10 protein-coding genes are annotated in these 13828 nt (G+C 73.7%); 7 read left to right on the top strand and 3 right to left on the bottom strand.

Annotated features, from left to right (window positions below; genetic code table 11):
* The first annotated feature begins 186 nt into the window (after positions 1–186).
* Positions 187–5622, top strand: coding sequence for a LamG-like jellyroll fold domain-containing protein (locus NOCJ54_RS25855; RefSeq protein ID WP_232221787.1), 5436 nt, complete (start codon positions 187–189; stop codon positions 5620–5622).
* A gap of 404 nt (positions 5623–6026) precedes the next feature.
* Here the strand turns inward: NOCJ54_RS25855 and NOCJ54_RS25850 are convergent, their stop codons facing one another.
* The gene (locus NOCJ54_RS25850) at positions 6027–6254 is read right to left on the bottom strand and encodes a tautomerase family protein (protein ID WP_036518009.1); all 228 of its coding nucleotides are present in this window, start codon (positions 6252–6254) and stop codon (positions 6027–6029) included.
* Positions 6255–6400: 146 nt separating this feature from the next.
* On the opposite strand from NOCJ54_RS25850, the gene NOCJ54_RS0113895 reads away from it, so the two are divergent.
* Positions 6401–8092, top strand: a complete 1692-nt coding sequence (locus NOCJ54_RS0113895) for a copper resistance CopC/CopD family protein (RefSeq protein ID WP_232221786.1) — start codon at positions 6401–6403, stop codon at positions 8090–8092.
* Positions 8093–8452: 360 nt separating this feature from the next.
* On the opposite strand, the gene NOCJ54_RS0113890 is transcribed toward NOCJ54_RS0113895, so the two are convergent.
* A complete protein-coding gene (locus NOCJ54_RS0113890) occupies positions 8453–9262 on the bottom strand; it encodes an HAD family hydrolase (protein ID WP_028655975.1) in 810 nt (269 codons plus the stop codon).
* Between the two features lie 130 nt (positions 9263–9392).
* Here NOCJ54_RS0113890 and ssd point away from each other — a divergent pair, with 130 nt between their 5' ends.
* The 5 genes from ssd to NOCJ54_RS0113865 all read left to right on the top strand — a co-directional run bounded on the left by ssd (position 9393) and on the right by NOCJ54_RS0113865 (position 13570).
* The gene (ssd, locus tag NOCJ54_RS0113885; RefSeq protein ID WP_051485859.1) at positions 9393–10496 is read left to right on the top strand and encodes a septum site-determining protein Ssd; all 1104 of its coding nucleotides are present in this window, start codon (positions 9393–9395) and stop codon (positions 10494–10496) included.
* Positions 10493–11692, top strand: a complete 1200-nt coding sequence (locus NOCJ54_RS0113880) for a TadA family conjugal transfer-associated ATPase (protein ID WP_036518007.1) — start codon at positions 10493–10495, stop codon at positions 11690–11692. The genes ssd and NOCJ54_RS0113880 overlap by 4 nt, the downstream gene beginning before the upstream one ends.
* Positions 11689–12483 carry a type II secretion system F family protein gene (locus NOCJ54_RS25845; RefSeq protein ID WP_051485847.1) on the top strand — a complete coding sequence of 265 codons (795 nt, stop codon included), beginning with the start codon at positions 11689–11691 and terminating at the stop codon, positions 12481–12483. The genes NOCJ54_RS0113880 and NOCJ54_RS25845 overlap by 4 nt, the downstream gene beginning before the upstream one ends.
* Before the next feature lie 3 nt (positions 12484–12486).
* Positions 12487–13212, top strand: coding sequence for a type II secretion system F family protein (locus tag NOCJ54_RS0113870; protein WP_028655972.1), 726 nt, complete (start codon positions 12487–12489; stop codon positions 13210–13212).
* A gap of 166 nt (positions 13213–13378) precedes the next feature.
* The gene (locus NOCJ54_RS0113865; protein WP_028655971.1) at positions 13379–13570 is read left to right on the top strand and encodes a DUF4244 domain-containing protein; all 192 of its coding nucleotides are present in this window, start codon (positions 13379–13381) and stop codon (positions 13568–13570) included.
* A 17-nt stretch (positions 13571–13587) separates the two neighbouring features.
* On the opposite strand, the gene NOCJ54_RS29975 is transcribed toward NOCJ54_RS0113865, so the two are convergent.
* Positions 13588–13828 (bottom strand): hypothetical protein (locus tag NOCJ54_RS29975; protein WP_028655970.1); only part of this gene is annotated, 241 nt, incomplete at its 5' end.

The following is a 13828-nucleotide window of genomic DNA, read 5'->3' as shown; positions in this document are numbered from 1 at the left end:
ACGATCCGTTCACGAACATGAACGGATCATGCTATTTGTTCACGAATCTGGACGTAGTTCTTGTATTTGTGTGACGGGCGTCATACGGTCCCGGCAGGGGGCCCACACCCTCGGGGCCCTCGCGGAACACCCACCCGAGACAGGGGATCCCAGATGACAGTGCAACGCCGGTCACTCCGGTCGCGGTTGCGCCATCGCTCCCGACGGCTCGCAGCCCACTCCTTCGCGGCACTCGTCGCGATGTCGGTGGCGCTGCCGCTCACGGCGACGACGGCGCCCGCGCACGCGGCGGAGGAGGACGACGTACTGAGCGTCCTGCTCTTCTACAAGGACAACTTCCACGCCTCGCACGTGCAGGCGCGCCAGGCGGTGAACGAGCTCGCGGCGGACCTCGCCAGCGAGCACGGCCAGACCCTCCAGGTCGAGGAGACGCAGGACGCCGGTGCGTTCAACGCGGACAACCTCGCCACCAAGGACGCCGTGGTCTTCGCACAGACCGGCGGCGTGCTGTTCAACACCGAGCAGCGCGCGGCGCTCGAGGACTACATCCGCGGTGGCGGCGGCTACATGGGCCTGCACTACGCGGGCTGGTCCGTCGGCCAGAGCGAGCACGACGTCAACCCGTTCTACCTGCGCCTCGTCGGCGCGATGTCGGAGGGCCACCCGGAGAACCCGGCCATCCGCTCCGGCAAGGTCGTCGTCAACGACGCCACGCACCCGCTCGCCGCGGGGCTGCCGAGCGACTTCACCCGCAGCGACGAGTGGTACGACTGGACCGTCAACCCGGCCCAGGACGTGCGCACGATCCTGTCGGTGGACGAGTCGTCCTACAACAGCGCCGGCCAGCAGGGCACGAACCACCCCGTCACGTGGTGCCAGCAGATCGACTCGGGGCGGTCCTGGTACACCGCGATGGGCCACGAGGGCACCGCCTACTCCGAGCCGGTGATGCGGACCCAGATGCGCAACGGCCTGGCCTACGCCAGCGGCCTGGTGGCGGCCGACTGCTCCCCGCCGGCGAAGGACCAGCACGGACGCTGGAGCGGCGTCACGCCGTGGCCGCTGATGCCCATCAACATGACGCTGACCGCGGACGGCAAGGTGCAGTCCTTCGGCAGCGTCTCGTCCGGCTGCACCGACTCGACGCCCTTCGACTTCTCCGGCAACAGCTGTGTCTTCCAGGGCGGCCAGACCGAGTTCGACGTGTGGGACCCCGCGGTCGAGCGCACGCTCGAGAACTACCGCGACGGGCTCTCGCCGAACACGACCTACACCGACCTGTTCTGCTCGATGCAGGTGCAGAACCCGCACCGCAAGGTCGTCATGACCGTCGGTGGCGACGACTCCCTCGGCGGCAACGCCCCCAACGACGCTGCGATCGGCGTCACCAGCTTCTCCTCGAAGCAGGGGCTCCGCGACGAGGCGCCGATGAACATCCCGCGGTGGTACCCGACCGGCACGACGATGCCCGACGGCTCGATCGTGGTCCAGGGCGGCAGCCTGCGCGGCGGCCCGGGCGGTCCCGGTGTGCTCACGCCTGAGGTCTACCGGCCCGACGAGGGCAACGGCTGGACGCTGCTGACCGGCGCGACCAGCGCGGCGGCGTACGGCGACGGCGGCGGTGGCCAGCCCGACGAGAACCGCTGGTGGTACCCGCGGGCCTTCGTCGCGCCCGGCAGCGGCACGCTGTTCAACATCTCCGGCACCCAGATGTTCGAGCTCGACCCGAGCGGTGACGGCGAGCTGACCCTGCGCGGCACCCTGCCGGCGAACGTCGCCGACCAGGGCGCGAACGGCCGTCCGGTCGGCGCGACCTCCACGGCTGCGATGTACCGGCCCGGCAAGATCCTGCAGGTCGGCGGCGGCTGGTGGGCCAACGGCGGCGGTCCCGCCGGTGCCCGCGCCGGCTTCACCGTCGACATCACCGGCGGCACGGAGAACCCGGTCGTCGAGCCGACCTCGCCGATGAAGTACCAGCGGCACTGGGCGACCGCCACGGTGCTGCCCGACGGCGACGTCCTCGTCACCGGCGGCAGCCGCGACAACGCCGACAACGGCGGCTACGTCACCACGGCCGAGGTCTGGGACCCGGACACGGACACCTGGACCGCGATCGAGGCGCCCTACGCGCACGCCCGGCTCTACCACTCCTCCGCCCTGCTCCTGCCCGACGGCCGGGTCATGATCGGCGGCGGCGGCGCCCCGGGCCCGCGCAACTACACCGACGTCGAGTACTACTCCCCGGCGTACCTCTTCGACGGCGACGAGCTCGCCGAGCGGCCGGAGATCACCGCCGGCCCGAAGAAGATCGGGTACGACGGCACGTTCGACGTCAGCGTCAGCGGCGGCCCCGTCTCGCGGGTCACCCTGGTCCGCAACGGCTCGGTCACCCACGGGTTCAACAACGACCAGAACTTCCAGGACCTGGAGTTCACGCAGTCGGGTGGCACCCTGACGGTCACCGCGCCGCAGGACGCGACCTACGCCCCTCCGGGTGCGTACATGCTGTTCGTCCACGACGCCGACGGCACCCCGTCGGTCGCGAAGATCATGGACGTCGACCCGGCGGTGAAGCTCGACCAGCGTGCGCCGAAGGTCGTCGACCAGTTCGAGTACCCGAAGCTGCCCGCCGAGTGGCGCTCGGCCAACCCGCCGATGGTCATCGACCTCGAGCCGGGCAACGGCCGGATGGCGCCGTGGAGCATCAACGAGCCGGTCCAGCTGGTGCGCGGCGCGTCCGCCAACCAGGGCGGCCTCGGCCTGACCGGCTACCAGTTCTCGCTGGGCAACGCCGGTGAGGTGGAGCGCACGCTGGCCGGCCTCGACCCGGGCCGGGAGTACCGCATCTCGATGCGCTACGCCCGCGACAGCCGGTCCGCCGGCACCGAGCCCGCGGTCGGGTCGGTGCAGGTCGGTGACCTCGACACCACGATCACCGCCGGGACCGACACGCCCTCGGCGTCCGGCAACGCGGTGACCTACAGGACGTGGGTCGACACGTTCACCGCGACAGCGCGCTCGGAGGTGCTGACCCTGTCCGGGTCCGGCAGCGGCGGCGGGCTGATGCTCGACGACCTGGTGGTCATCTCGACCGACCCGGGCGTCGACGAGGCGCCGGTGCACTACGAGTTCTCCGAGGGCTCGGGCACCACAGCCGAGAACACCGGGACCGACACCTCCGTCGGCGACGCGGTGCTGACCGGCGACGCCGGCTGGACCGACGACGGGGTGTTCGGAAAGGGCCTCGAGCTCCCCGGCGGCGACAACGCCAACGCCGTCGACCTGCCGGACGACCTGCTGCAGGGCGAGGACGCGTTCAGCACGTCGTTCTGGGTCCGCCCGGACACGAAGGCGAACTGGATCGGGCTGCTCCACATCGGCGACGGCCTCGGCGACGCCGGCAGCTTCTTCCAGGTGCAGATGCAGACCGACGCCGCCCCCGGCGGCTCCGGCCTGGCAGCGACCTTCAAGGCGAAGGGGTCCAGCGACCAGGAGCGGGTCTACGCCGTACCGACGAAGGACGTCGCGGCCGGCAGGTGGAACCACGTCGTGTTCACCCGCGACGGCGCCACCGGGACCCTGTACCTCGACGGGGTGCAGGTCGCCCAGCGCACCGACCTCACGATCGACATGACCGACATCGGTCCGACGTCGAACAACTGGCTGGGGCGCAACGGCTACCCCGACCCGGCGTACGACGGCCGGATGGACGACGTGCGGCTCTACACCAGCGCGCTCAGCGACGACGACGTCGCAGCGCTGTACGACGAGGGCGCGGCCCTGCGGACCACCACCTCGGTGTCCGTGGACCTGCCGTCGCCGTCGCCGTGGGGCGAGCCGCTCACGGTGTCCGCGGAGGTCGAGGACGAGTCCGGCGGCGACGCCGAGGGCTCGGCCGAGCTGTGGGTCGACGGCAGCCGCGTCGGTCAGCCGGTCGCGGTGTCCGGCGGGGAGGTCTCCTTCCCGGCGCTGACCCTGCCGCCCGGCGAGCGTGAGCTCGAGGTCCGGTTCCAGGCGGCCGACGGCTGGCGGGACTCGCGGGACTCGGTGACCCACACCGTCGACCGGCCCCCGGTCGGCGAGGGAACCCCGGTCCACTACACCTTCGACGAGGGCAGCGGCTCCACCGCCGCCAACTCGGGCACCAACCCGCTGGTCGGCGACGCCCAGCTGCAGGGGGCGGTGGGCTGGACCCAGGACGGCAAGTACGGCAAGGGGCTGAGCTTCCCCGGTGGCGGCTCGGCGACGGGCAACCACCTGGCCCTGCCGGACGACATCGCCGAGGGCATGGACGAGCAGTTCAGCGTCTCGCTCTGGGTGCGGCCGGGCACGCTGCCGCAGTGGGTCCCACTGGTCCAGATCGGCAGCAGCACGGACACCTTCTTCCTGCTGCAGTCGAACACCCAGACCAACGGACCCACGGGCTTCGCGGCCACGTTCAAGGCACCCGGCACCCCGGGCAGCGCCCAGGAGCGCCTGGTCCTCGGGCCCGGCAACGACGTACCACTGAACGAGTGGACGCACGTCGTGTTCACGATGAGCGGTTCCACCGGGAAGCTGTACTTCGACGGCGAGCTCGTCGGGACCCGCACCGACTTCACCATCGGCATCGGTGACGTCGGGGTCGACGGCCACACCACGGCGAACATGCTGGGCGGCACCAGCTGGCCGGACGGCCGGTGGAACGGCCTGATGGACGACTTCCGGCTCTTCGGCTACGAGCTGACGGCCGAGGAAGTCACCCAGCTGAACGAGCACCCGTTCCCGAACGCCGCACCCGAGGCAGCCGCGGACGAGTACTCGGTCGTGGAGGGCACCACCCTCACCGTCGACGCGCCCGGCGTCCTGGCCAACGACACCGACGCCGACGACGACCCGCTGACGGCCACGGGTGCGACGCAGCCGGAGCACGGCGAGGTCACCCTCGCCGCCGACGGCTCGTTCACCTACACGCCCGAGGACGGCTTCACCGGCACCGACACCTTCACCTACGAGGCGTCGGACGGCACCGCCGAGTCGGAGCCCGCGAGGGTCACGATCACGGTCGAGGAGGCGGACGACCCCGTCGCCACGACCGTGAAGGCCAAGGCCGTGACGGTCGTCTACGGCAAGAAGGCCAGCCTCGCCGTCACCGTCAGCCCCGCCGCAGCCACCGGCAAGGTGGAGGCTCGCTCCGGGTCGACGCTGCTGGTGTCGCGGGCGCTCTCGTCCGGCAAGGCGACCCTGGTCCTCCCGGCCAGGTCGCTGAAGCCGGGCACGCGCACCGTCACCCTCCGCTACCTCGGCGACGCCACCCACGCGGCGTCGAGCAGCACGGTGAAGGTCGTGGTCCGCAAGGCCGCCGCGAAGCTGCGGGTGGCCGCCCCGGCCTCGGTCAAGCGGAACGCGCGCCCGTCGGTCACCGTCACCGTCGTCCGCCCCAGCGGGGTCCCGGTGAGCGGTGTGGTGCGGGTCAGCTTCAACGGCAAGGTGGTGAGCAAGAAGGTCAACAAGGCCGGCAAGGTCACCATCCGCCTGGGCAAGGCCACGCGTCTGGGCCGGATCCCGGTCCGGGTGACCTACCGCGGCAGCGCCTACCTCAAGGCGGCGACCAAGGTGGCCCACATCCGCGTCCGCCGCTGACCACCCACCCCACCCCCGACCCCTGCCCGACCCCGACCCTCCCGCCACCCTCGCGGTGGGCGGGAAGGGAGGGAGCGGGCGGGGGAGGGGGGCGGGGGAGGGAGGAGACCCGACTCCTGAAGAGAGAACCGTGGGCCCGGAGGCAACCGCCCTCCGGGCCCACGCCCATTTCCCGACGAGGTGTGAGGAATGGCGCCGCGAGGTGTGAAGGATGGCGCCGCGAAGTGTCAGGCATGGCGCCGCGAGGTGTGAGGAATGGCGGCGCGAGGTGTGAGGAATGGCGGCGCGAGGTGTGAGGAATGGCGGCGCGAGGTGTGCCTCGTGGCGGTACGACGGACCGCCGGACGCGCGAACGCCCCGGCCGAACGGCCGGGGCGCCTTGGTGTGCTGTGGGTCGTGACGGCTCAGCCGTCCGAGGCCAGCGCGGCGACCACGCCCGCCCGGCTGTCGTCCTCGCTCGCCAGCACGCCGCCGTTGGCGACGAGGTCCGGCGTCAGCTCGGTGAAGACCATGCGGACGTCCTGGCGCCGCGCGCCGAGGATCTCGACCGCGCTGTCGGCGACGGCCTCGGCGAAGGCGCGGCGCTGCTCGAGGGAGCGTCCGGCCAGCAGCTCGACGGTGATGTTGGGCATGACGGTCCTTTCGCGGCCGGACGCAGACCGGTCGATCCACGCTGACGACCTTGGTTCGGGATGGTGAACTGAGTCTAGGTGGCGAAACGGCGCAGCGCTAGTTCATGTCCTTGACAACAGTTCAGCCCGCTGATTCAGTGGCGGACGTGGAGCACGCACCCGGCACGACCTCGATGCGCGGGAGCGTGCAGCGTGCCGCTCGACTTGCCGCGGCGCTCCTGACGGCCGTGCTGATCCTGCTCGCGCTCCCCGCGCCCGCACACGCCCACGCCACCCTGGTGAGCACCGACCCGGCGCAGGGAGCCGTGGTCGAGGACGCACCCGACGTCGTACGGCTGACCTTCAGCGAGGGGGTCTCCCTCGTGCCGAAGGGCGTGCGGGTCTTCGACGCCGCGGGCGACGAGATCGCCTCCGACGCCACCGCCCGCGGCGCGGAGCTGGCCGTCACGCTCGAGGAGGACCCGGGCGCCGGCACCCTGGTCGTGGTGTGGCGGGTCGTCTCCGAGGACGGCCACCCGATCAGCGGCTCCCTGGCCTTCAGCATCGGCGCCCCGAGCGCCGAGGTGCTCGCCCCCGAGGTCGCCGACGACCCGGCCACCGGACCGCCGTGGGGGCTGAGCATCGTCACGTGGCTCGGGTACGCCGCACTCCTGCTGACGACCGGCCTCGTCGCCTTCGTCGTGCTGTTCCTGCCCGACCACCACCTCGCCGACCGCGCCCGCGCCCGGCTGGTCCGCGCGTCCCGCGCCGGCGCCGTCACCGCCGGCCTCGCGTGGGCGATCGGGGTCCCGCTCACCGCGGTCTACCAGGTCGGCGACGGCCTCGGTGCGCTCGGCGACGGCGCAACGTGGGCCTCCCTCGATCCGCTCGAGTACGGCGTCGCGGCGGCCGTCGTCGGCGGCGTGGTCCTCGCGGTCGTGCTCCTCGGCCGCGGCCTGGTCGACCGGGCCCGGCGCACGGTGGCGCTCGTCGCGTGCGGGGTCGCCGTCGGGGCTCCCGCCCTCACCGGGCACACCCGCGGCGTGACGCCCGAGGTCCTCGCCGTCGGTGCGGACGTGCTGCACCTCCTCGCGGGCAGCACGTGGCTCGGCGGCCTGGTCGCGCTGGTGCTCGTCCTGCCCGACCTCGGCGGGCGTCGTACCCTCGCCGCCGAGGTGCTCGCCCGTTTCTCGGTGGTGGCCGCGGGCGTCCTGGTTGCGCTGGTGCTGACCGGCGCCCTGCTGGCGTGGCGGATCGCCGGGTCGTGGGGCGTGCTCCTCGAGACCGGCTACGGGCGGCTGCTGATGGTGAAGGTGGCCGTCGCGGCGGTCGCGGTCGCCATCGCCTGCTGGAACCGGTTCGCCCTCGTGCCGCGCCTCCAGGACGCGTCCCGTCGCCGGGAGCGGCGCGCCGGCGCCGGGCTGCTCGGCCGCACGACCGCGGCGGAGGCGGGCGTGCTGGTCGCCGTGCTGCTCGTGACGGGGTTCCTGGTCGACCGCAGCCCCGAGCGGGAGCCCGAGGTGCCGGGCGTGGCGACGGAGCCGGTCGTCGACACCACCCGGGTCGGCGACATCGAGGTCCGCGCGACCCTGGCGCCACCGACCACCGGTCCGGTGACGATCACCGTCGAGCTGCTCGACGCCGACGGGCAGCCGACCGAGGGCTGGTCCGCGCCTTCACTGCGCCTCTCCGACGGCGCGGAGCTGGACCTCGGCGACCTGCCGGCCACCTCGCGTGGCCCGGGCATCTACTCGGCGCCCGCGGTGCTGCCCTCCGGAGGCGAGTGGCGCCTGCAGGTATCGCTGCCGCTGAGCGAGTTCGAGCGTCCGGTGACCGTGCTGGAGCTGCCCGTTCCCTGAACGGCCCCGAACATGCAGGTGGCACCCGAGCCATCGAGTGTCTCGGGTGCCACCGCTGACACGTGAACCATGGCTACCAGGCGTGCATCATCTATTGCTGCCCCGGAAGTCTTCCGAAGGATCAGCGCCCTGTTAGGAAGGGTGGATCGCCGCGTGGGTACCGGGATCACGTGCTGCTCTTGAGTTCTTGATGTCCTTTGTACGCCGCTGGACGGCCACCTTCAAGGCTTGTCTTTTACCTTGATCCGGGGAACGCTGGCCGGTTGGGACCACCTTTCACCTGGCCACCTTCCACTGACCGCGTCCAGCAGTCGACGGCGCGGGTCAGGGCGTACCTCGGCCGCGCCCGCAGCGCCGTCCTCAGGCGCTCAGCGCACGCTTGCGGGCGCCGATCCACACGGCGGCACCGACCGCCACGACGCCACCGACGGCGATCGCGGCGAGCGTGGGCTTCGGCGGCGGCAGGTGCAGCCGGGACTGCAGCTCGACCGGCCGGTTGAAGACCAGGACCGGCCAGCCACGGGCCTCGGCGACCTTGCGCAGCTCCTTGTCCGGGTTGACCGCGTGCGGGAACCCGACGGCCTCGAGCATCGGCACGTCGGTGACCGAGTCGGAGTAGCCGTAGGAGCGCTCGAGGTCGTAGCCGACCGTCTCCGCGAGGTCGCGGATCGCGTTCGCCTTCTCCTCGGCGTAGGCGTAGTAGTCGATCTCGCCGGTGTAGCGGCCGTCCTCGACCGCGAGCCGGGTGGCCACGACCCGGTCCGCACCGAGCAGCTCACCGATCGGCTCGACGACCTCGCTGCCTGAGGTGGAGACGATGACGACGTCGCGGCCGGCGGCGTGGTGCTCCTCGATGAGGCGCACCGCCTCGTCGTACACGAGCGGGTCGACGATGTTGTGCAACGTGTCGGCAACGATCTCGCGGACCGTGGCGACGTCCCAGCCCGCGCACAGCTGCGACATGAACTGCCGCATCTTCTCGACCTGGTCGTGGTCGGCCCCGCCGACCATGAAGACGAACTGGGCGTACGCCGAGCGGAGCACCGCCCGGCGCGAGATGAGGCCGCCGGCCTGGAACGGCTTGCTGAACGCGAGCACGCTCGACTTGGCGATGATCGTCTTGTCGAGGTCGAAGAACGCCGCTGTGGGCGCCGCACCCGGTCGGGCCATGCAGTCATCGTAGGTCTCAGGCGTCACAGGATCGGCCACCCCGCGTCCACAGCGGGTTGCCGAGCCGGGGTTGTCCACCGCCCGGTGCTGCGCCGGCATGCCGGTGTCGGCCCGCGGCGACAACCTCGTCATGACCCGAAACGACCCCACCGTCCGCCGGCCCGCGCCGGCCGACGCCCCCGTCCTGGTGGTGACCGCCGATGAGCACCTGCTGGCCACGCTGCTGCCGCTCGCCGCCGCGGCCGACGTGGCGCCCACCGTCGCCCGCGACCCGCTCAGCGCGCTGCGTGCCTGGGCCCGCGCCCCCGTCGTCCTGGTCGGTGCGGACCTCGCCGAGGAGATGGTGCGCCACGCGCCGGAGCCACGGGCGCACTGCTTCGTGGTCACGACAGGTCCGGCACCGCACGAGCTGTTCCGCACCACCCTGCGCCTCGGCGGGGAGCAGCTCGTCGAGCTGCCGGGTTCGTCGGCGTGGTTCGTCGAGCTGCTCGCCGACCTGACCGAGCGGCAACCCGGCCGCGCCCGCGTCGTGGGCGTCATCGGCGGCACCGGGGGTGCGGGCACCACCACCTTCGCCTGTGCGCTCGGCCAGTGGGCGGCACGGTCGGCGCCGGCGGTGGTGATCGACTGTGACCCGCAGGGTCCGGGCCTGGACCGGATGCTCGGGGTCGAGCGACGGGAGGGCTTCCGCTGGGACGCGCTGTGCCAGACCACCGGGCGGCTCTCGGCGCGGGCGCTGCGCGACGCACTCCCGCACACCGGCCAGCTCGGCGTGCTGTCGTGGTACGTCGACGGGCGGGTCCAGAGCCTGCAGGCGTTCGCCGTACGTGAGGCCCTGTCGGCCGCCCGCCGCGGGCACGCGGTGGTGGTCGTCGACCTTCCCCGCTCGCCCGACGCGCTGGTCGACGAGGTGGCCGCCCGCTGCGACCAGCTGCTGGTGATGACCGTCGGCAGCGTCGTCGGCGTGGCCGGCGCGGCCCGGATGCGGGCTCGCTTCGCGGACCACCCGGACATCGGCGCCGTGCTGCGCGGTGAGGCCTTCTCGGTCACCGACGTGCAGCGTGCCTCCGGGCTGCCGGTGCTGGCGCAGATGCGTGACCAGCGCGGGCTCGCCGAGGCGGTCGACTTGGGGCTCGGCCCGTTGCGGACCTTCCGCGGCCCGCTGGCCCGGGCCGTGGCGCGGGTGCTCGGCGACGTGCCCGATCCGCAGGCTGGTGCGGGGGAGGCGGCATGACCCGCGACGGCAGCAGCGCCACCGGGAGCCCCGGTGAGGTCGCGGTCCTGGTCGAGGAGGTCCGGAGACGGCTGGCTGCGGAGCCGGGGGCGCTGACGCCGCACCGGGTCGCCGACGCGCTCCGCTCGGCCGGTCGCCCGGTCGGCGACGCGACCGTGCTCGCGGTCTACGAGTGGCTACGTCGCGAGGTCTTCGGTGCCGGGGCGCTGGAACCGCTGCTCGGCCTGCCCGGGGTCACCGACGTGCTGGTCAACGGCCCCGGCCCGGTGCGGATCGACCGCGGGCGCGGCCTGGAGGAGACCGACGTCGTGATCGGCTCCGAGGACGAGTGCCGGCGCCTGGCCCAGCGGCTGGTCGCCAGCGGCGGGCGCCGGATCGACGACGCCGCCCCGTGGGCCGACGTACGCCTGCCCGACGGCACACGGTGCCACGCCGTGCTGGCGCCGATCGCCCAGCCGGGCACGGCGATCTCGCTGCGGGTGCCGCGCCGCGGCGGGTTCACCCTCGCGGAGCTGCACGCCGCCGGTGCCGTCACCGAGGAGGGCCTCGACCTGCTCCGCCAGGTGGTCACGCGGCGGCTCGCCTTCCTGGTCTCCGGCGGCACCGGCACCGGCAAGACCACCTTGCTCTCGGCGCTGCTCGGGACGGTGGACCCCCACGAGCGGATCGTGGTCGTCGAGGACGCTGCGGAGCTGCGTCCCGACCACCCGCAGGTCGTCGGCCTCGAGTCGCGACCGGCGAACCTGGAGGGTGCCGGCGCCGTCCCGCTGCGCGACCTCGTGCGGCAGGCCCTGCGGATGCGACCCGACCGGCTCGTGGTCGGGGAGGTGCGTGACACCAGCATCGTCGACCTGATGGCCGCGATGAACACCGGGCACGAGGGTGGCTGCGGCACCCTGCACGCCAACTCCGCGACCGACGTCCCCGCCCGTGTGGAGGCCCTCGCCCTGACGGCCGGCCTCGGCCGGGACGCGGCGCACAGCCAGCTCGCCTCGGCGCTCGACGTCGTCCTCCACCTCGAGCGGGACCGCGCCACCGGTCGGCGCCGGCTCGGCGAGGTCGCCGTGCTGGAGCGGCAGGACTCCGGCCGGGTCGAGACCCGGGTGGCGGTCGCCTTCGACGCCGACGGCCGGGTCAGCCGCGGGCCGGGCTCGCGCCGGTTGCTGACCCTGCTCGACGGGCGGCGGGGCCCGTGAGCGCCGGGGTGGCCGTGGCGGTGGCCCTCACCGCGCTCGCCGTGTTCCTCGTGCTCCGGGGGCCGGGGGCGCTCCCTGCGGCCCCGGCCGGCGGTCCCGCCCCGCCGTCGGTACGACGCCTCGGACCCCGCCTCGCCATCCTCGCCGTGGTCGGCGCCGTCGCGGCGTCGTCACCCCGCGCGGGTGTGCTCGCGCTGATCGCCGTCGGCGTCGTCACCGGGGCACTCCGGCTGGTCCGCCGCGCCCGGCAGGCCCGGGTCGCCGCTGCCCACCACTCGCAGGTCGTCGAGCTCTGCGACGCGCTGCAGGCCGAGCTCGCCGCCGGTCAGACCGCCGCCCAGGCCCTCGACCGGGCCGCTGCGGACTGGCCGCTCGTCGGGCCGGCCGCCCGCGCCGCCGCCAGTGGTGGCGACGTCACCGCCTCACTGCGCGAGCTTGCGACCGAGCCCGGCGCCGGGTCCCTGCGCGTCGTCGCCGCCGCCTGGCAGGTCGCCCACCGCACCGGCCACGGCCTCGCGGACGCCCTCGGCCGCGTCGCTGACGACCTCCGTGCCGTCGAGCAGACCCGGCGCGTCGTCGCCGGCGAGCTCGCCTCAGCCCGCGCAACCGCCCGGCTGCTCGCGGTGCTGCCGTTCCTCGCGCTGGCGATGGGTGCTGGCGCCGGTGCCGAGCCGTGGGCGTTCCTGCTCGGCCACCCGGCCGGCCTGGCCTGCCTCGCGGCCGGCCTCGGCCTCGCCTGGGCCGGGCTGGCGTGGGTCGAGGCCATCGCCCGCGGCGTGGACGGCGGCTAGGCCGTGGTCGCCGTCATCGCCGTGCTCGCCGCGACCGCGGTGGCACTCCTCGTCCGGCCGCGTCCGTCCGCCACGCCCCCGGTCGGCGCACCGGCCACACCGGCGCCCGAGCAGCCCGACCCCGACGGCCTGCTGCGGCGCGGCCGCTGGCTGTGGGCTGCGCTCGCCGGTGCCGGTGCGGGCGCCTTCCTCGGCGGCCTGCTGGCGCTGCCGGCCGGGATCGCGACGGGGGCCGTGGTCGGCGTCGTCGCGGGACGGATCGAGCCGACCGTCGTACGCCGTCGGCGTGAGGAGGTACGACGGGACCTGCCCCACGTCGTGTCCCTGCTCGCCGCCGCCCTGCAGTCCGGCGTGGCTGCTGCCGACGCGGTCGAGCTCGTCTGCCGGGCACTGCCCGGGGCGGCCGCCGACCGTCTGGTCCCGGTCGCCGCCCGGCTGCGGCTGGGCGCGGACCCGGCCGTCGTGTGGGCAGCGCTCGGCACCGACCCCGAGGTCGCACCGCTGGGCCGCACCCTCGCCCGGGCGCAGCGCAGCGGTGCGCCGGTCGTCGCCGCCGTGGAGCGCCTCGGCGAGGAGCTGGCCCGCCGCGGCCGGGCCGAGGTCGAGGACCGCGCCCGCGCCGTCGGGGTCCGCGCCGCCGTACCCCTCGGGCTGTGCCTGCTGCCGTCCTTCCTGCTCCTCGGCATCGTGCCGCTGGCCGTCTCGCTCGCGACGACGATCACCCGCTGACCAGGCGTCCCGCCGGTCACGCCGGCGTCCACCTGCAGCGCCGGAGGCTGTGGACGGCGCCCGCCCCTCCACAGCCGGGGCAGCCGACGGACGGGCCCGTCGCCGCCTCCGCGCAGGCTGCTGCACCCGGCCACGCCCGTGGCCACCGACGAAGGGAGAGGACACCATGACCCGCACCATCCGACGGCTCCGCCAGGAGCGCACCGAGCGGGGCGTCACCACCGCGGAGTACGCCGTGGCCACCGCAGCCGGCGCCGGGTTCGCCGGCCTGTTGTTCAAGCTGCTCAGCGGCGGCTTCGGCGACGGCCTGATCAAGACGCTCTTCGAGCACGTGCTGCGGCTGCTCGGCCTGCGATGAGTAGCCCTGTGTCAACGTCAGGCCGCTTCGACACCGCTGAGCAGTGCCTGGAGGGCGCCGTGCTGGTGGGGGTCGTAGGCGGTCTGGTTCTGCCAGCATCGCCAGATCACGCCGAGCCAGGCGCGGGCCAGGATGCGGGTGGCGTGGGGGTGGTCCTTGCCGCGGGCGAGGGCGTCGTTGTAGATCTTCGCGGCCCAGGGGTTGGCTCGGCGGGAGTCGCCGGCGAAGTCGCAGACGGCGTCGCGGAGCTCTTTGTTG

This window comes from Nocardioides sp. J54 (assembly GCF_000519005.1).
Lineage (GTDB): Bacteria > Actinomycetota > Actinomycetes > Propionibacteriales > Nocardioidaceae > Nocardioides.
Note: the sequence above shows the minus strand (reverse complement) of the source record. Positions and strands in the feature narration are given on the sequence as shown.

Excerpts from the sequence above, each read along its gene's own strand:
- NOCJ54_RS25850 (WP_036518009.1), bottom strand. The coding sequence starts at position 6,254 with ATGCCCAACATCACCGTCGAGCTGCTGGCCGGACGCTCCCTCGAGCAG.
- NOCJ54_RS0113890 (WP_028655975.1), bottom strand. The coding sequence starts at position 9,262 with ATGGCCCGACCGGGTGCGGCGCCCACAGCGGCGTTCTTCGACCTCGAC.
- ssd (WP_051485859.1), top strand. The coding sequence starts at position 9,393 with ATGACCCGAAACGACCCCACCGTCCGCCGGCCCGCGCCGGCCGACGCC.
- NOCJ54_RS0113880 (WP_036518007.1), top strand. The coding sequence starts at position 10,493 with ATGACCCGCGACGGCAGCAGCGCCACCGGGAGCCCCGGTGAGGTCGCG.
- NOCJ54_RS0113865 (WP_028655971.1), top strand. The coding sequence starts at position 13,379 with ATGACCCGCACCATCCGACGGCTCCGCCAGGAGCGCACCGAGCGGGGC.